The sequence below is a fragment of the Methylibium sp. Root1272 genome (assembly GCF_001425905.1).
Classification (GTDB): domain Bacteria; phylum Pseudomonadota; class Gammaproteobacteria; order Burkholderiales; family Burkholderiaceae_C; genus Methylibium.
Map to the genome: position 1 here is coordinate 37342 of NZ_LMDY01000018.1, position 16376 is coordinate 53717.

Annotated in this window: 19 protein-coding genes; 2 read left to right on the forward strand and 17 right to left on the reverse strand. The window is 69.9% G+C overall.

The features are described from left to right. Positions 1-18 precede the first annotated feature (18 nt). On the forward strand, positions 19-2685 hold the full coding sequence (locus ASC67_RS18635; protein WP_162245641.1) for a DUF1631 family protein: 2667 nt from the start codon (positions 19-21) through the stop codon (positions 2683-2685). 13 nt (positions 2686-2698) lie between these two features. On the opposite strand, the gene pdxA is transcribed toward ASC67_RS18635, so the two are convergent. Beyond that, positions 2699-3712: a 4-hydroxythreonine-4-phosphate dehydrogenase PdxA gene (pdxA, locus tag ASC67_RS18640; RefSeq protein ID WP_056325473.1), complete on the reverse strand. Its 1014-nt coding sequence runs from the start codon at positions 3710-3712 to the stop codon at positions 2699-2701. 11 nt (positions 3713-3723) lie between these two features. Further along, positions 3724-4473: a Nif3-like dinuclear metal center hexameric protein gene (locus ASC67_RS18645; RefSeq protein WP_056325478.1), complete on the reverse strand. Its 750-nt coding sequence runs from the start codon at positions 4471-4473 to the stop codon at positions 3724-3726. A gap of 12 nt (positions 4474-4485) precedes the next feature. Between ASC67_RS18645 and ASC67_RS18650 the strand changes: the two genes are divergently transcribed. Continuing rightward, positions 4486-5646 (forward strand): S1C family serine protease, encoded by a 1161-nt coding sequence (locus ASC67_RS18650; protein ID WP_056325481.1) that lies wholly within the window; start codon positions 4486-4488, stop codon positions 5644-5646. A gap of 36 nt (positions 5647-5682) precedes the next feature. Here ASC67_RS18650 and tatC read toward each other — a convergent pair whose 3' ends face one another. From tatC to murA, 15 genes are all read right to left on the reverse strand, one after another. Then, on the reverse strand, positions 5683-6471 hold the full coding sequence (tatC, locus tag ASC67_RS18655; protein ID WP_056325485.1) for a twin-arginine translocase subunit TatC: 789 nt from the start codon (positions 6469-6471) through the stop codon (positions 5683-5685). Between the two features lie 3 nt (positions 6472-6474). Beyond that, positions 6475-6990, reverse strand: a complete 516-nt coding sequence (gene tatB / locus ASC67_RS18660) for a Sec-independent protein translocase protein TatB (RefSeq protein ID WP_056325489.1) — start codon at positions 6988-6990, stop codon at positions 6475-6477. 20 nt (positions 6991-7010) lie between these two features. Continuing rightward, positions 7011-7244 (reverse strand): Sec-independent protein translocase subunit TatA, encoded by a 234-nt coding sequence (gene tatA / locus ASC67_RS18665; protein ID WP_056325492.1) that lies wholly within the window; start codon positions 7242-7244, stop codon positions 7011-7013. Between the two features lie 82 nt (positions 7245-7326). After that, positions 7327-7677 carry a histidine triad nucleotide-binding protein gene (locus ASC67_RS18670; RefSeq protein ID WP_056325496.1) on the reverse strand — a complete coding sequence of 117 codons (351 nt, stop codon included), beginning with the start codon at positions 7675-7677 and terminating at the stop codon, positions 7327-7329. Between the two features lie 21 nt (positions 7678-7698). Then, the gene (locus ASC67_RS18675) at positions 7699-8076 is read right to left on the reverse strand and encodes a hypothetical protein (RefSeq protein WP_056325501.1); all 378 of its coding nucleotides are present in this window, start codon (positions 8074-8076) and stop codon (positions 7699-7701) included. Further along, a complete protein-coding gene (locus ASC67_RS18680; protein WP_056325505.1) occupies positions 8073-8435 on the reverse strand; it encodes a phosphoribosyl-ATP diphosphatase in 363 nt (120 codons plus the stop codon). The genes ASC67_RS18675 and ASC67_RS18680 overlap by 4 nt, the downstream gene beginning before the upstream one ends. Positions 8436-8442: 7 nt before the next feature. Beyond that, positions 8443-8832, reverse strand: coding sequence for a phosphoribosyl-AMP cyclohydrolase (gene hisI / locus ASC67_RS18685; protein ID WP_056325508.1), 390 nt, complete (start codon positions 8830-8832; stop codon positions 8443-8445). A gap of 170 nt (positions 8833-9002) precedes the next feature. Next, positions 9003-9764 (reverse strand): imidazole glycerol phosphate synthase subunit HisF, encoded by a 762-nt coding sequence (gene hisF, locus ASC67_RS18690; RefSeq protein WP_056325513.1) that lies wholly within the window; start codon positions 9762-9764, stop codon positions 9003-9005. A 19-nt stretch (positions 9765-9783) separates the two neighbouring features. Then, positions 9784-10530 (reverse strand): 1-(5-phosphoribosyl)-5-[(5-phosphoribosylamino)methylideneamino]imidazole-4-carboxamide isomerase, encoded by a 747-nt coding sequence (gene hisA / locus ASC67_RS18695; protein ID WP_056325518.1) that lies wholly within the window; start codon positions 10528-10530, stop codon positions 9784-9786. Positions 10531-10553: 23 nt separating this feature from the next. After that, positions 10554-11210, reverse strand: a complete 657-nt coding sequence (hisH, locus tag ASC67_RS18700; RefSeq protein WP_056325521.1) for an imidazole glycerol phosphate synthase subunit HisH — start codon at positions 11208-11210, stop codon at positions 10554-10556. A gap of 31 nt (positions 11211-11241) precedes the next feature. After that, entirely contained in the window at positions 11242-11841 is a 600-nt protein-coding gene (gene hisB, locus ASC67_RS18705) for an imidazoleglycerol-phosphate dehydratase HisB (RefSeq protein ID WP_056325524.1), read from the reverse strand. Next, positions 11838-12956 (reverse strand): histidinol-phosphate transaminase, encoded by a 1119-nt coding sequence (gene hisC, locus ASC67_RS18710; RefSeq protein ID WP_056325529.1) that lies wholly within the window; start codon positions 12954-12956, stop codon positions 11838-11840. Before hisC ends, hisB begins: the two co-directional genes overlap by 4 nt. Continuing rightward, on the reverse strand, positions 12953-14296 hold the full coding sequence (hisD, locus tag ASC67_RS18715; protein ID WP_056325535.1) for a histidinol dehydrogenase: 1344 nt from the start codon (positions 14294-14296) through the stop codon (positions 12953-12955). The genes hisC and hisD overlap by 4 nt, the downstream gene beginning before the upstream one ends. Positions 14297-14298: 2 nt before the next feature. Further along, positions 14299-14943, reverse strand: coding sequence for an ATP phosphoribosyltransferase (gene hisG, locus ASC67_RS18720; protein ID WP_011828430.1), 645 nt, complete (start codon positions 14941-14943; stop codon positions 14299-14301). Between the two features lie 76 nt (positions 14944-15019). Beyond that, positions 15020-16297, reverse strand: a complete 1278-nt coding sequence (murA, locus tag ASC67_RS18725; RefSeq protein ID WP_056325540.1) for a UDP-N-acetylglucosamine 1-carboxyvinyltransferase — start codon at positions 16295-16297, stop codon at positions 15020-15022. Between the last annotated feature and the right edge of the window lie 79 nt (positions 16298-16376).

Genomic DNA, 16376 nt, shown 5'->3' on the forward strand with positions numbered 1-16376 from the left:
CGCCTCCTTGCCGACCCAGTGAACGCCGCACCCAACGTCCAGGCCGCCTTGAACGCGGCATGCCTGCGCATCCAGGCCACCGTCACGGCCACCGCCGAACGTCTGGTGGAGACGCTCGCGCTGCAATCCTCGTCTTTCGCGAGCATCACGACACGCCAGCTGATGGCGAGCACGCAGTTCGACCTGCGCCGCAAGCTGCCCGACTTCAACCTGGTCTTCAGCGCGGGTCTGCGCGACCGCGTTCTCGAGGCCGCCGAGCCGCGCAGTTCGACCCGCTCGCTGGCCACCACCTCCTGGGAGTCGCTCAGCCTGGTCGGCGACGACGAGGTGGACGAGCGTGTCTCGGCCGAGCGCCTGAGCACGCAGATCGTGCACGAGTGCGAGTGGGAGATGCGCGAGCTGGACGGCTACATGGCCGCCCTGCTGCACAACGGCGAGCCCGATCCCGATCGCAACCCGCTGCGCCCCGAGATCGTCGGCCGCGCACTGCGCCGCGCGATCCACGCGGTGAACGACGATCCGGCCTCGCACCGGCTGCTCGCCACCGAGTTCGGCCGCTCGCTGGCCACCGCGATGCGCGCCTGCTACGCCGGCATCATCGCCGACCTTCAGGCACGCGGCGTCAGCCCGATCGGCCTGGCGCTGAAGACGGTGCAGGGACCCGGCAACGACCTGCCGCGCGAGGCGCTGCGAGAGAGTTCCGGCTACCAGACTTCGGGTTTTCATGGCTCGGCCTTCCAGGCCTCGGCGCGCGACCTGGCCCAGGCCGAGCAGATGCTGCAGACGCTGTTCGGCATCGCCCTGCCCCAGGCGCTGCAAGCGGCCTCCGGGGCCGGCGGCCTGGGCCTGCCTTCCGGGTCGGGCGCACCGTCCGGTTACGGCGGTGGCCGATCGGGCGGCGGCAGCCACGGCGGCGGGCAGGGCACCTCCGGCAGCGGCTACGGTGGAGCGGGCAGCGGCTACGGTGCGCCCGGCAGCGGCTACGGTGGCTCGGGGCCGGGCCCGGGTGGCCGGTCGAACGGGTCGGGCGCCGCATCCGATCGTTCCTCGAGTCCGGCCTACAACAACGACGCGCAGATGCTCGACATCCTGCGCCGCCTGGTCGTCGTGAACGCCGCGGCTGGCGAGACCGCCGGACTCGGCACCGACTCGCGCGGCGGTCAGCCCGCCGGCAGTTCGCGCCCCGGACCTTTGTCCGGCGTCTCGGGGCCCTCCGGTATCACACCGCTGGCCGGCTTGATGGCGGTGAACGTGATCCGCCAGCACCGCGACGAGCTGATGCGGGCCTCGTCCGGCACGCTCGACCACATGGTGATCGACGTGGTCGGCGCGCTGTTCGACCAGGTGCTGTCGGACAGCAAGGTGCCGCCGCAGATGGCGCGCCAGATCGCACGGCTGCAGCTGCCGGTACTGCGCGCCGCCCTTAAGGACGTGGGATTCTTCAGCTCGCGGCGCCACCCGGTGCGGCGCTTCGTGAACCGCATCGCCTCGCTGGCCGCGGCCTACGAAGACCTCGACCAGGGCCCCGGCAAGGACTTCATCGAGCGCGTGCGCTCGCTGGTGCAGGAGATCGTCGAGGGCGACTTCGACCAGATGGATCTGTACGAGTCCAAGCTGCAGGCGATCGAGACGCTGGTCCAGGAACAGAGCGCCCGCGACGTCGGCACGCACGCGACGGCCGCCACGCTGCTCGACAACAAGGAAACGCAGCTGCGCATCCAGCAGCGCTACATGCGCGAGCTCAAGTCGCACCTGGAGCCGGTCGCCCTGCCCGGCTTCGTGCGCGACTTCCTCGCCCAGGTGTGGAGCCAGGTGCAGGTGCAGGCTGCCGGCCCGTTCGGTTCGCCCGAGCTGGCGCAGCGCGCCAACCGCGCAGCGCGCGAGCTGGCGCTCAGCGTGCAGCCCAAGGGCGAGCCGCAGCTGCGCAAGCACTTCCTGATGGCGCTGCCGCAGCTGATGAAGGACCTCAACGAGGGCCTGGAGCTGATCCGCTGGCCGGAGCCCGCCAAGAAGGACTTCTTCGGCAAGTTGCTGCCCGAGCACGCCGCCTCGCTGAAGACTGCGCCACCCACCGATTTCGAGCAGCGCCAGCTCAAGCACTACCTCGACCAGGTCGAGAAGGTCTCGATCCCCACGGCTGACGAGCTCGCGCCGAGCGCGCATGCCGAACTGCCGCCGCCGCAGGAACATGCCGCGCCGCTGACCTTCTCGGCCGAGGAGGCCGAGAAGATCGGCCTGGTCGACGAGAACGCAGTCGACTGGGACGGCCAGGTGGACATCGACCTCGGCGAGGGCGGTCCGTCCGCCGAGGCGGAGGCCGGTGAGGTCGATGTGGTGCTGGAGGCCCTGGCGCCCGAGCCTGCGGAGCCGACGCACGGCCCGCAGCTGATCCACCACCTGCAGACCGGCATCGCCTACCGCATGCATGTCGAGGGACGCTGGCAGCGCGTACGCCTGAACTGGATCAGCCCGGGCCGGGCCTTCTTCGTGTTCACGCACGGCAAGGCACACCAGAAGACGATCTCGATGACCTCGCGCATGCTCACCCGCATGTGCGACACCGAGCGCTTCCGCGCCTTCGAGCAGGCCGAGCTGATCGAGCGCGCGACGGCGCGTGCCCGCAAGCAGCTGGCACAGCTGGGCGCCGCCGCCCCGCGCAGCGCGGCGACCAGCAGCCGCCACTGAGCCCGCCAGCGCGTCAGCCGGCCGCGAGTCGGCGCGCCATCTCGCCGGCGGCGATCAGGCTGGACGGATCGGCCCGGCCGCTGCCGGCCAGATCGAACGCGGTGCCGTGGTCGGGACTGGTGCGCACGAAGGGCAGGCCCAGCGTCACGTTGACGCCGCGCTCGACGCCCAGGTACTTGACCGGAATCAGGCCCTGGTCGTGGTACATGGCCACGACGATGTCGAACTCGCCAGGGTGGTCGGACGTGTGGCGCGCGCGCATGAACACGGTGTCGGGCGCGAACGGGCCGCGCGCGTCGATGCCCTCGCGGCGCGCCGCCTCGACGGCCGGCGCGATGAGGCGCAGCTCCTCGTCGCCGAACAGGCCGCCCTCGCCCGCATGCGGATTGAGCCCCGCCACGGCGATGCGCGGGGCCACCTGGCCCCAGCGCTGCGCTGCGACGTGGGCGATGCGCAGCGTCTCGAGCACCGATGCGAGGCTCACCGCCTCGATCGCCCGGCGCAGCGAGACGTGGATGCTGACCAGCACGGTCTTGAGCTCGTCGTTCGCGAGCATCATGCGCACCGGCCCGGCGCCGGCCTCGGCCTGCAGCAGCTCGGTGTGACCCGGATAGGGCTCGCCGGCGGCGGCCAGCGACTCCTTGTGGATCGGCGCGGTGACGATCGCGGCCACCTCGCCGGCCTGCGCCAGCGCCACGGCGTGCCGGATGCAGGCGGCCGCGGCCACCCCCGCTATCGCGTCGATGCGGCCGAGAGGCAGCGCCGCCAACCCGGCCGGCAGCCCCGGCGGCACCAGCACCGGCAGGCAGCGCGGCGGCAGCGCGGCCACGTCGGCCGGGCGCTCGATCAGCGCCACCGGCAAGCCCGTGCGGTCCGGCGCCGACACGATGGCCGCGGCGCGCCGCAGCACGCCGACATCGCCGACCGCGAAACCGCCCGGCAACGCGCCGCGCAGGAAGGCCGACGCGATGATCTCCGGGCCGATGCCGCAGGCATCGCCCATCGTGATCGCCAGCGGCAGTCGCATGCGAGGGGGGCTCACGCCGGGTTGTCGATGTCGATGAACTCGTGCTCGAGGTCGAACAGCTGCGCCGCGTGGGCGCCGAGCGCGGGGGCACCGAAACGCTCGGTCGCGTGGTGGCCGCAGGCATAGAACGCCACGCCGGTCTCGCGCGCGATATGGGTCTGCGGCTCGGAGATCTCGCCGGTCAGGTAGGCATCGGCGCCAGCCGCGATCGCCGCCTCGAAGTAGCCCTGGGCACCGCCGGTGCACCAGGCGACGCGACGGATCGGCCGACCGTCGCCCTCGATCACCGTCGGCGCGCGGCCGAGCCGGAACTGCACCAGCGCCGACAGCGCCGCGCCGGTCAGCGGCTGCGGCGGCCGGCCGATGAAGCCGAGCTGCTGCTCGCCGAAGCGGGCCTCGCTGACGAACTTAAGCTTGGCGCCGAGCTGGGCGTTGTTGCCGTGCTCCGGATGGGCATCGAGCGGCAGGTGGTAGGCGAACAGGCTGATGTCATGGCCCAGCAGGGCCGCCACCCGCTTCTTCAGCCAGCCATTGAGCCGGCCGTCCTGTCCACGCCAGAACAGCCCGTGGTGCACCAGCACCGCATCGGCGCCGGCCGCTGCCGCGGCCTCGATAAAGGCCAGGCTCGCGGTGACGCCGGAAACGAGCTTGCGGATCTGCGGCTTGCCCTCGACCTGCAAACCGTTCGGCCCATAATCCTTGAACCGCTCGAGCTCGAGCAGCGTGGACAGGTAGTTTTCTAGCTCTTCACGGCTCGTCAATTCTTCTCTCCCATGCGCAAGACCTGGTTGATTTTCTCCCAAGCCGTGACGGTCGCACTGGCGATGTGGTTCGTCGTCGCCACGCTCAAGCCCGAATGGGTGCAGAACAGGCCGCTGTCGACCGCGGTGGGATCATCGTCCAACCCGGCTCCGCAGATCACGCTGGCACCCGCCGCGGCCGGCGGCAGCAGCTACGCTGCAGCGGCCAAGCGCGCGGCACCGGCGGTGGTGAGTGTCATCACCAGCAAGACGCCGACTGCGCGCGACCCGCGCGCCGCCGACCCCTGGTTCCGCTATTTCTTCGGCGACCCCGACTCGCAGGCGCAGAGCGGTGTGGGCTCGGGCGTCATCGTATCGCCCGATGGCTACGTGCTGACCAACAACCACGTGGTCGAGCGCATGGACGACATCGAGGTCGTGCTGTCCGACGGGCGGCGCACCAAGGCCGAGGTGATCGGCACCGATCCGGAAGCCGACCTCGCGGTGCTGCGCATCAAGCTGGACAAGCTGCCCTCGGTGAGCTTCGGCGATTCCGACGTGCTGCAGGTTGGCGACGTGGTGCTGGCGATCGGCAACCCCTTCGGCGTCGGCCAGACGGTCACCTCCGGCATCGTGTCGGCGCTCGGGCGCAACCAGCTCGGCATCAACACCTTCGAGAACTTCATCCAGACCGACGCGGCCATCAACCCCGGCAATTCCGGCGGGGCGCTGATCGATGCCGCCGGCAACCTGATGGGCATCAACACCGCGATCTACTCGCGTTCGGGCGGCAGCCTCGGCATCGGCTTCGCGATCCCGGTGTCCACGGCGCGCCAGGTGATGGAAGGTCTGATCAAGGACGGCCAGGTCACGCGCGGCTGGATCGGCGTCGAACCGCGCGACCTCACGCCCGAGATCGCCGAGACCTTCAACCTGAAGGTGTCGCAGGGCGTGCTGATCACCGGCGTGCTGCAGAACGGCCCGGCCAGCGAAGGCGGCCTGCGACCCGGCGACGTGGTGGTGAAGGTGGCCGACACGCCGGTCGGCAACACCTCTCAGCTTCTCAATGTCGTGGCCTCGCTCAAGCCGCGCACGACGGCCCGGCTGGTCGTGCAACGGGGCGACAGCGAGGTCACGCTCAAGGTCATCGTCGCGCAACGGCCGAAGGCGCCGCGGCAGCAGCGCGAGCAGTGACGCGGCGAGTGCGCGCCCACCGGGCGCGCCGCGGGTTCAGGCAGTGCTGTCCTCGGCCGCCGCATCGGGCGCCTGGGTGTGCTTGATGAACACCTGGGCGGCCCAGATGCCGATCTCGTAGAGGATGCACATCGGGATCGCGAGCGCGAGCTGCGAGATCACGTCGGGCGGCGTGACGACCGCCGCGATGATGAACGCGACCACGATGAAGTAGGCCCGGAAGCCCTTCAATTTCTCGATCGACACGATGCCCATGCGCGCCAGCACCACCACCACCACCGGCACCTCGAAAGCCGCGCCGAAGGCGATGAACATGCTCAGCACGAAGCCGAGATAGGCCTCGATGTCCGGCGCCGCGGTGATGCTCTTCGGCGCGAAGCTCTGGATGAACTTGAACACCTGCCCGAACACGAAGAAGTAGCAGAACGCCACGCCCAGCAGGAACAGCAACGTGCTCGACACCACCAGCGGCAGCACCAGCTTCTTCTCGTGCATGTAGAGGCCCGGGGCGACGAAGGCCCACACCTGGTACAGCACCACCGGCAGCGCGACCATGAAGGCCGCCATCAGCGTGATCTTCAGCGGCACCAGGAACGGCGAGATCACGTTGGTCGCGATCAGTGTCGTGCCCGCTGGCAGGTGCGCCACCAACGGTGCCGCCAGCAGGTCGTAGAGCATCGACGGGCCGGGCCAGAGCGCGAGCGCGCCGAAGCAGACGACGACCGCCAGCACTGCGCGGATCAGCCGGTCGCGCAGTTCGATCAGGTGGGCGACGAAAGGCTGCTCGCTGCCTTCGAGTTCGTCGCGGGATTCAGGGGCGCCCACGGACTACAGCGGGCGCGGCGGCCGGAAGCGCGCCACGCGGGCGGCGCCCGATTGCGCCTTGGCCCGCACGCCATGCCGCTGCTTGTACCACTGCGGCGTCGCACCCCGCTTGAGCCGCCAGTTCTTGCGCGGGTGCGTGTAGGCCGGCGGCGGCTCGCTCAAGGGCTCGCCGGCATGGTAGCTGTCGGTGGCACCGCCGCCGCTGCCGCCACTGCTGCTGCCGTCGGATGACGACAACGACTCCCAGGCCTGGTTCATCTCGCTGCTCGTCTTGTTCACTTCGCTGGACACCGACTGCTCCACGTTGCGGGCGGCATCCTCGAAGTCGGTCTTCATCTTCTTGAGCTCTTCGAGCTCGATCGAGCGATTGACCTCGGCCTTGACATCGGCAACGTAGCGCTGGGCCTTGCCCATCAGGTGGCCGACCGTGCGCGCCACCTTCGGCAGGCGCTCGGGACCGATCACGATCAGCGCCACCGCGCCGATCAGGGCGATCTTGTCGAAGCCGAAGTCGATCATGCGCGTGTCGCTCCGACCGCTCAGGACTTCTGCTTCGCCTCAACGTCGACCGTGTTCGAGTCGGCGCTCTTGTTCGCCGTGACCTGCTGCGTCGGATCAGCCGGCGCCGCGGTCGAGCCGTCGCGCACGCCGTCCTTGAAGCCCTTCACGGCCCCGCCGAGGTCGCTGCCCATGTTCTTGAGCTTCTTCGTGCCGAATACCAGCACCACGATCAACAGCACGATCAACCAGTGCCAAATGCTGAAGGAACCCATGTCGTTCTCCTGAAGACCCAGTAAGGGCAGCCCCGGATTTTAGGCCAGCCCTGCATGACAGACCCGCGAAGCGGGCCGAGGTTCACCCCTTGGCCCAGGGGCGGGGGCCGCCGATCACGTGCATGTGCAGGTGGTAGACCTCCTGCAGCCCGTCCTTGCCGGTGTTGATCAGCGTGCGAAATCCGTTGGTGACCCCCAGCTCACGCATCAGCTTCGGGGCCAGCGCCAGCATGCGGCCCATCAGCTCCTGGTCGCCGGGGCCGATGTCGGCCAGCGTCGCGATGTGGCGCTTGGGGATCACCAGCACGTGGACCGGCGCCCAGGGGTTGATGTCGTGGAAGGACAGCAGGTGCTCGTCCTCGTAGGCCTTGCGGGACGGGATCTGCCCCGCAATGATCTTGCAGAAGACGCAGTTCGGATCGTGGTCGCTCATGGGGGACAGGGCAGAAAGGGGTCAGGACGGCATCGGCTGGTTGCCGTTCAGGTTCAACCAGCCGCGCACGATGCGGTAGAGGAACCAGATCGAGATCAGCCCCCAGGCGATCCAGCCCGGGACGAAGAACAGCAGCCACAGCCACGAGGTGACGATGTACAGGCCGCCGGCCCACAGCACGCTGCGGATGCGCCAGCTGAAATGTGAGGCCTGCCAGGTGCCAGCGGCCTCGTCCTTCTTCACCATGTCGATGATGAAGGCCACGATCAGCAGCGCCACGCTGGCCTGCACGCCGGGCAACACCGCGCCGACGGCGACGACCAGGTGCAGCAGATAGCTGACGGTACCGACCGTCTTGAGCGAGCGCTCGCGCTCGTCGCTGTCGATCACGGTGTTCATGTGCCACGCTCCTTCGTCGACTCGGCCTCGCGGCCCTTGACCTTCCGCAATGCGAATTCCTCGAGGCCCGACTGCCCCTCGCGACGCTCGAGCTCGGCCAGCACCTGCGCCGGCGTGAGGCCGAAATGCGCCAGCGCCACCATCGCATGGAACCACAGGTCGGCCGCCTCGTTGACGATCTTCGGGCGGTCGCCGTCCTTGGCGGCCATCACGAACTCGGTGGCCTCCTCGCCGACCTTCTTCAGGATCGCGTCGGTGCCCTTGTGGAACAGGCGCGCGACGTAGCTCGCGTCGGGGTCGCCGCCGCGGCGCGACTCGATCACGGCCGCCAGGCGGGCCAGGGTGTCGTCGCCGCTCATTTGTAGCTCATTTGTAGATGTGCTCCGGATCCTTCAGCACCGGCTCGACCGCGTGCCAGGCGCCAGCCTCGTAGCGCTGGTAGAAGCAGCTGTGGCGCCCGGTGTGGCAGGCGATCGAGGGCTCGTGGCCGAGCTGCTCGACCTTCAGCAGCAGCACGTCGTTGTCGCAGTCCAGACGCATGTCGCGCACTTTCTGGGTATGACCGGACTCCTCGCCCTTGTGCCACAGCCGGCCGCGCGAGCGGCTCCAGTACACCGCCTCACCGAGTTCTGCCGTGCGCGCCAGCGCCTCGCGGTTCATCCACGCGAACATCAGCACGTCGCCGCTCGCGGCTTCCTGCGCGATCACCGGCAACAGGCCGTCGCGGTCCCAGCGAATATCGTCCAGCCAAGTCATGCGCAGCAGTTTAGCGACTCGCGATAGCTGCCGTCGCTCTACGGCATCGGCCCGCGCTGGAGAAACCCAGTGGACGCCGCGGGTCCGGCTCCGCCGGCCCGCCAGCGTCGCCCCCTCGAGGGGGAGCGGCGCAGCCGCAACGGGGGTGGGCCACACGCAACGGAGGTGGCTCACATCCTGACAGGGATGCCGTGCTCGGCCATCAGGGCCTTGGCCTGGCCGACGGTGAACGTGCCGTAGTGGAAGATGCTGGCGGCGAGCACCGCGTCGGCGCCGCCGATCTGGATGCCCTCGGCCAGGTGCTCCAGCGCACCGACGCCGCCGGAGGCGATCACCGGCACCGACACCGCGTCGCTGACCGCGCGCGTCAGCGGCAGGTTGAAGCCGATCTGCGTGCCGTCGCGGTCCATGCTGGTCAGCAGGATCTCGCCGGCGCCGAACTCGGCCATCTGCCGTGCCCAGGCCACCGCGTCGAGGCCGGTGTTCTGGCGCCCACCGTGGGTGTAGACCTCCCAGCCCTCGCCACCGACGCGCTGCTTGGCGTCGATCGCGACCACGATGCACTGCGCGCCGTACTTGTCGGACGCGTCGCGGATGACCTGAGGGTTCGCGACCGCCGCCGAGTTGAAGCTCACCTTGTCGGCCCCGGCGTTGAGCAGGCGACGCACGTCCTCGACGCTGCGCACGCCGCCGCCGACGGTGAGCGGGATGAAGACCTGCGAGGCCACCGCCTCGATGATGGGGAGGATGAGGTCCCGGCCGTCGCTGGTGGCGGTGATGTCGAGGAAGGTGAGTTCGTCGGCGCCCTGCTCGTTGTAACGGGCGGCGATCTCCACCGGGTCGCCGGCATCGCGCAGCTCGACGAAGTTGACGCCCTTGACGACGCGCCCGCCGGTGACGTCGAGACAGGGAATGATGCGCTTGGCGAGCATGCGGGGACGCCGGCGCCGCTCAGGCGTCGCCGTTCAGCGCGTCGGCCCGCGCCTGTGCCGCGGCGAAGTCGAGATCGCCGGTGTAGATCGCCCGGCCGCAGATCACGCCCTCGATGCCCTCGCCCTCGACCGCGCACAGGCGCTCGATGTCGGCGATGTTGCTGAGGCCGCCCGAGGCGATCACCGGGATGCTGAGCGCCTGCGCCAGCTTGACGGTGGCGTCGATGTTGATGCCGGTCAGCATGCCGTCGCGGCCGATGTCGGTGTAGATCACGCCCTCGACGCCGTAGTCCTCGAACTTCTTCGCCAGGTCCACCACCTCGTGGCCGGTCAGCTTGCTCCAGCCGTCGGTCGCGACCTTGCCGTCCTTGGCGTCGAGCCCGACGATGATGTGGCCGCCGAAGGCAGTGCAGGCGTCGCGCAGGAAGCCCGGGTTCTTGACCGCGGCGGTGCCGATGATCACGTAGGACAGACCGTCGTCGAGGTAACGCTCGATGGTGTCGAGGTCGCGGATGCCGCCACCCAGCTGGACCGGGATCTCGTCGCCCACTTCCTTCAGGATGGCCTTGATCGCCGGCTCGTTGACCGGCTTGCCGGCGAAGGCGCCGTTCAGGTCGACCAGGTGCAGGCGGCGCGCCCCGGCGTCGAGCCAGCGCCGGGCCATCGCGGCCGGATCCTCGCCGAAGGTGGTGGAGGCTTGCATGTCGCCTTGCTTCAGGCGCACGCAGCGACCGTCTTTCAGGTCGATGGCAGGGATCAGCAACATGGCTGTCAGGGGGTGGGGGAGGGTCAGGGGCACCAGCCGAGGAAGTTGCGGTACAGGGCCAGGCCGTGTGCAGCGCTCTTCTCGGGGTGGAACTGGGTGGCAAAAATATTATCGCGTGCCACCGCACTGGTAAAGCGCGCGCCATAGTCGGTTTCACCAACGCTGTGCGCCGGATCGGCCGGAACGGCATAGAAACTGTGCACGAAATAGAACCAGCTGGCGTCGGGCACGCCCGCCCACACCGGGTGCGGCCGCGCCTGCAGCACCTGGTTCCAGCCCATCTGCGGCACCTTGTAACGGCTGCCATCGGGCTGCAGCCGGCCTTCGAGCTGGAAGCGCCGCACCCTTCCGCGGATCAGCCCCAGGCCTGGCGTGTCCTGTTCTTCGCTGTGGTCGAGCAGCATCTGCATGCCGACGCACACCCCCATCAGCGGCTTGCTGGCCGCTGCCTCCAGCACCGCGGCCAACAGGCTGCCTGCATGCGCCTCGCGCAGTTCTCGCATGCAGTCGCGCATCGCGCCCTGGCCCGGCAGCACCACGCGTTCGGCGGCGCGCACCACGTCCGGCTCGGCGGTGACGACCACGTCGAAGCCGGTGCCGGCGGCCGCGTGCAGCACCGCCTGCGACACCGAGCGCAGGTTGCCCATGCCGTAGTCGACGACGGCGACGGTGCGGCTCATCTCAGACCTTCCACGGCTCAGGACGGGTGGCTCACAGGCTGCCTTTGGTCGACGGGATCACGCCGGCCATGCGCGGGTCACGCTCCAGCGCCATGCGCAGCGCCCGCGCGAAGGCCTTGAAGACCGTCTCGCACTGGTGGTGCGCGTTGTCGCCGTGCAGGTTGTCGATGTGCAGCGTGACGCCGGCATGGTTCACGAAGCCCTGGAAGAACTCGTAGACCAGCTGGGTGTCGAGCGCGCCGATCATGCCGGCCTTGAACGGCACGCGCATGTGCAGCCCGGGCCGGCCGGAGAAGTCGACCACCACGCGGCTCAGCGCCTCGTCGAGCGGCACGTAGGCATGGCCGTAGCGGCGGATCCCCGCCTTGTCGCCGACGGCCTTCGCGAAAGCCTGGCCGACCGTGATGCCGACGTCCTCGACGGTGTGGTGCCCGTCGATGTGCAGGTCGCCATCGGCCTCGATCTCCAGGTCGATCAGCCCGTGCCGCGCCAGCTGGTCGAGCATGTGGTCGAAGAAGCCGATGCCGGTGGCGAGCTTGGCCACGCCCGTGCCATCGAGGTCGATGCGCACGCGGATTTTCGTTTCGGCGGTATCCCGCCGAACTTCGGCAACTCGGTTGGATTCACTCATGACAGGATGCCTTTCAAGGCCGCGATCATCTGGTCGTTCTCTTCGGGCAGGCCGACGGTGAGGCGCAGGCAGTTTGCCAGCAGCGGGTGCAGGCCGGACACGTTCTTGACCAGCACGCCGCGCGCCTTCAGGCCCTCGAAGGCCGCCTTCGCGTCGGGCACCCGCACCAGCACCATGTTGGCCTCGCTCGGGAACGGCTTGGCGTGCGGCATCGCGCGCAGCGCACCCTGCAGCCGCGCGCGCTCGGCGCGCAGCACCGCGGCCTGGCGTGCGAACTCGTCCTCGTGCTCCAGCGCGAACAGCGCCGCCTCGCAGTTCAGCACGCTGACGTTGTAGGGCGGGCGCACCTTGTCGATCTCGGCCACCAGCGCGGCCGGGCCCATGAGGTAGCCCAGCCGCACGCCGGCCAGGCCGAACTTGCTGAGCGTGCGCATCAGCAGCACGTGGTCGTGGTGCGCCAGGCGGCCGATGTAGCTGCGGCTCGCGAACGGCTGGTAGGCCTCGTCGATCACCACCAGGCCGCCGTGCTCGCGCACCGCGTCGACGATGCGCTCGATCACCGCGTCGTCCCACAGGTTCGCGGTCGGGTTGTTCGGATAGGCCAGGTAGGTGATCGCCGGGCGGTGCTCGCGCACCGCGGCCAGCATCGCCTCGGCGTCGAGCTCGAAGTCGGCGGTCAGCGGCACGCCGACGAAGCGCAGCCCCTGCAGCCGGGCCGACATCTCGTACATCACGAAGCCCGGCAGCGGCGCCAGGACGGTGGCGCCCGGCACGTCGCAGGCCATGCTGAGCAGCGAGATCAGCTCGTCGGAGCCGTTGCCGAGCATCAGCGCACAGCCCGCGGGCAGGCCGGCGTGGCGGGCCAGCGCCGCGCGCAGCGCGTCGGTGCGGGTGCCGGGATAGCGGTTGATCGCCAGCGCGCCGAGCCGGCGGCCCAGCTCGGCCTGCAGCGCCTCGGGCAGGCGGTGCGGGTTCTCCATCGCGTCGAGCTTCACGAAACCGTCCGACGGCTGGATCGCGTAGGCGTGCATGTTCTGCACGTCCTGGCGGATGAAGCGCGCGAGGCGTGGCGCGAGCGGCCCGCCGCCGTTGTCGTCGCTGCTGCCGATGCTCATCGTGCCGCCCCCGGCTTCTTCGCCAGCCGCATCTCGGCCGCCTGCGCGTGCGCCTGCAGGCCCTCGCCATAGGCCAGCTCGGCGGCGATCACCCCCAGCGTCTGCGCGCCCTGCTCGCTGACCTCGATCAGGCTGCTGCGCTTCTGGAAGTCGTAGACGCCCAGCGGCGAGCTGAAGCGCGCGGTGCCCGAGGTCGGCAACACATGGTTCGGCCCGGCGCAGTAGTCGCCCAGCGATTCGCTGGTGTAGGCACCGAGGAAGATCGCGCCGGCGTGGCGCAGCAGCGGCTCCCAACGGTGCGGCTCGTTCGAGCTCACTTCCAGGTGCTCGGGCGCGATGCGGTTGCTGATCTCGCAGGCCTCCTCCATCGAGCGGGTGTGGATCAGCGCACCACGCCCTTCCAGCGAGGCGCGGATGATCGCGCCGCGCGGCATCGAAGGCAGCAGACGGTCGATCTGGCGCTGCACCTCGGCGATGTAGCCGGCATCGGGGCACAGCAGGATGCTCTGCGCCAGCTCGTCGTGCTCGGCCTGGCTGAACAGGTCCATCGCCACCCAGTCGGCCGGCGTGCTGCCGTCGGCCAGCACCAGGATCTCGCTGGGCCCGGCGATCATGTCGATGCCCACCGTGCCGAACACGCGCTTCTTCGCGCTCGCCACGTAGGCGTTGCCGGGCCCGGTGATCTTGTCGACCTGGGGCACCGTGGCCGTGCCGTAGGCGAGCGCGGCCACCGCCTGCGCACCGCCGATCGTGAAGGCACGCGTCACGCCCGCCACGTGCGCGGCGGCCAGCACCAGGGTGTTGCGCTCGCCCTTCGGCGTGGGCACCACCATCACGATCTCGGGCACGCCCGCCACGTGGGCCGGCACCGCGTTCATCAGCAGGCTAGACGGATAGGCCGCCTTGCCGCCCGGCACGTAGATGCCCACGCGGTCCAGCGGCGTGACCTTCTGGCCCAGCAGCGTGCCGTCCTCGTCGCGGTAGCTCCAGCTGCGGCCGCAGGCGTCGAGCTGGCGCTCGTGGTAGCTGCGGATGCGGCGCGCGGCCTGCTGCAGCGCGTCGCGCTGCGCCGGCGTGATGGCCTCGAACGCCGCGGCGAAGTCGGCCTGCGTCAGCTCGAGTTCGCTCATCGAGGCGACCGGCAACGCGTCGAAGCGCGCGGTGTACTCGAGGACCGCGGCGTCGCCGCGCTGCTGCACGTCGGCCAGGATCGCGGCGACGCGGCTCTCGATCGCATCGTCGGTCTCCGCCGACCAGTGCTGCACGGCCCGGAACGCCGCCTCGAAATCGGGCTGCGTGGTGGCCAGGTGGCGCAGGTTCACGCGGGCTGGGGCGCTCATGATCACTCCTGGGGAATGGCCGCCGCGAAGGCGTCGATCAGCGGACGGATCGCCTCGCGCTTGAGCTTCAGCGCGGCCTGGTTCACCACCAGGCGCGACGAGATGTCCATGATCCGCTCCACCTCGAGCAGGTGGTTGGCCTTGAGCGTGCTGCCGGTCGACACCAGGTCGACGATGGCATCGGCCAGGCCGGTCAGCGGCGCCAGCTCCATCGAGCCGTAGAGCTTGATCAGGTCGACGTGCACGCCCTTGTCGGCGAAGTGGTCGCGCGCGACGCTCACGTACTTGGTCGCGACGCGGATGCGCGAGCCCTGCTTCACTGCCGCCGCGTAGTCGAAGTCGGCCCGCACCGCCACGCTCATGCGGCACTTGGCGATGCGCAGGTCCAGCGGCTGGTAGAGGCCTTGGCCGCCATGCTCCAGCAGCACGTCGAGCCCGACCACGCCGAGGTCGGCGCCGCCGTGCTGCACGTAGGTGGGCACGTCGGTGGCGCGCACCAGCACCACGCGCACGTCGGGGCGGTTGGTCGGCAGGATGAGCTTGCGCGAGGTCTCGGGGTCCTCGGTGACCTCGATGCCCGCCGCCTTCAGCAGCGGCAGCGTCTCTTCGAAGATGCGGCCTTTCGACAGCGCGAGGGTGATGCTCATGGGGCCTCCCGCCGGTCCGCCCCAAGGCAGACTTTGCGCCCTCGGGGCGAAGCGAACGAAGTGCGCGTGGGGGCTGTCATTTCACTCTCTCGATGTCCGCGCCCAGGGCGCGCAGCTTGGTTTCCATCTGGTCGTAGCCGCGGTCCAGGTGGTAGATGCGATCGACCAGGGTCTCGCCGCTGGCCACCAGGCCGGCGATCACCAGGCTGGCGGACGCGCGCAGGTCGGTGGCCATCACCGTCGCGCCCGACAGCTGCGGCACGCCGGTGACGATGGCGGTGTGGCCGTCGACCTCGATCTTCGCGCCCAGGCGCACCATCTCGTCGACGTGCATGAAGCGGTTCTCGAAGATGGTCTCGGTGACGCGCGCGGTGCCGTCGGCGATGCAGTCGAGCGCCATGAACTGCGCCTGCATGTCGGTCGGGAAGGCCGGGTACTCGCTGGTGCGGAAGCCCACCGCCTTCAGCTTGCCGTCGGAGGCCACGCGGATCCAGTCGCTGCCGGCCTCGATGCGGACGCCGGCCTCGCGCAGCTTGTCGATCACCGCGTCCAGGTGGTCGGCGCGCGCGTGCTTCAGCAGCACCTCGCCGCCGGCTGCCGCGACGGCGCACAGGAAGGTCCCGGCCTCGATGCGGTCGGGCACCACCCGATGTCCGCCGCGCGGGGCGTGCAGTTGCGCCACGCCCTGGATGCGGATCTTGCTGCTGCCGTGGCCCTCGATCTTCGCGCCCATCGCGATCAGCATCTCGGCCAGGTCGGGGATCTCGGGCTCCTGCGCGGCGTTCTCGAGCACCGTCTCGCCATCGGCCAGCGTCGCGGCCATCAACAGGTTCTCGGTACCGGTGACGGTCACCATGTCGGTCGTGATGCGCGCGCCGCGCAGCCCGCCCGAGGCCCTGGGCGCCTTCGCGATGATGTAGCCGTGCTCGACGCTGATCTGCGCGCCCATCGCCTGCAGTCCCTTGATGTGCTGGTCCACTGGCCGCGAACCGATCGCGCAGCCGCCCGGCAGCGACACCGTGGCCTCGCCGAAGCGCGCCAGCAGCGGCCCCAGCACCAGGATCGACGCCCGCATGGTCTTCACGAGGTCGTAGGGCGCCTCGGGGCTGCTCACCGGACCGGCGTCGATGGTGACCTCGTCGGGACGGCTCTCGCTGCGTTCGGCGACGGCGCCCATGTTGCGCAGCAGCTTCAGCGTGGTCGACACGTCCTGCAGGCGCGGAACGTTCAACAGCTGCACCGGCTCGGCCGTCAGCAGGGCGGCGCACAGCTCCGGCAGCGCCGCGTTCTTGGCGCCCGAGATCGTGACCTCGCCGTGGAGACGGCGGCCGCCGCGAATGATGAGTTTGTCCATGGTGCGGTGCTCGTCACCGCCCTGCATCACGCGCTTGCACGGACCGCCCTCGCCACGAGGGAGCGCACAAGCCGCGCCA

Excerpts from the sequence above, each read along its gene's own strand:
- pdxA (WP_056325473.1), bottom strand. The coding sequence starts at position 3,712 with ATGCGACTGCCGCTGGCGATCACGATGGGCGATGCCTGCGGCATCGGC.
- ASC67_RS18650 (WP_056325481.1), top strand. The coding sequence starts at position 4,486 with ATGCGCAAGACCTGGTTGATTTTCTCCCAAGCCGTGACGGTCGCACTG.
- tatB (WP_056325489.1), bottom strand. The coding sequence starts at position 6,990 with ATGATCGACTTCGGCTTCGACAAGATCGCCCTGATCGGCGCGGTGGCG.
- tatA (WP_056325492.1), bottom strand. The coding sequence starts at position 7,244 with ATGGGTTCCTTCAGCATTTGGCACTGGTTGATCGTGCTGTTGATCGTG.
- ASC67_RS18670 (WP_056325496.1), bottom strand. The coding sequence starts at position 7,677 with ATGAGCGACCACGATCCGAACTGCGTCTTCTGCAAGATCATTGCGGGG.
- ASC67_RS18675 (WP_056325501.1), bottom strand. The coding sequence starts at position 8,076 with ATGAACACCGTGATCGACAGCGACGAGCGCGAGCGCTCGCTCAAGACG.
- ASC67_RS18680 (WP_056325505.1), bottom strand. The coding sequence starts at position 8,435 with ATGAGCGGCGACGACACCCTGGCCCGCCTGGCGGCCGTGATCGAGTCG.
- hisI (WP_056325508.1), bottom strand. The coding sequence starts at position 8,832 with ATGACTTGGCTGGACGATATTCGCTGGGACCGCGACGGCCTGTTGCCG.
- hisF (WP_056325513.1), bottom strand. The coding sequence starts at position 9,764 with ATGCTCGCCAAGCGCATCATTCCCTGTCTCGACGTCACCGGCGGGCGC.
- hisA (WP_056325518.1), bottom strand. The coding sequence starts at position 10,530 with ATGTTGCTGATCCCTGCCATCGACCTGAAAGACGGTCGCTGCGTGCGC.
- hisH (WP_056325521.1), bottom strand. The coding sequence starts at position 11,210 with ATGAGCCGCACCGTCGCCGTCGTCGACTACGGCATGGGCAACCTGCGC.
- hisB (WP_056325524.1), bottom strand. The coding sequence starts at position 11,841 with ATGAGTGAATCCAACCGAGTTGCCGAAGTTCGGCGGGATACCGCCGAA.
- hisC (WP_056325529.1), bottom strand. The coding sequence starts at position 12,956 with ATGAGCATCGGCAGCAGCGACGACAACGGCGGCGGGCCGCTCGCGCCA.
- hisD (WP_056325535.1), bottom strand. The coding sequence starts at position 14,296 with ATGAGCGCCCCAGCCCGCGTGAACCTGCGCCACCTGGCCACCACGCAG.
- hisG (WP_011828430.1), bottom strand. The coding sequence starts at position 14,943 with ATGAGCATCACCCTCGCGCTGTCGAAAGGCCGCATCTTCGAAGAGACG.
- murA (WP_056325540.1), bottom strand. The coding sequence starts at position 16,297 with ATGGACAAACTCATCATTCGCGGCGGCCGCCGTCTCCACGGCGAGGTC.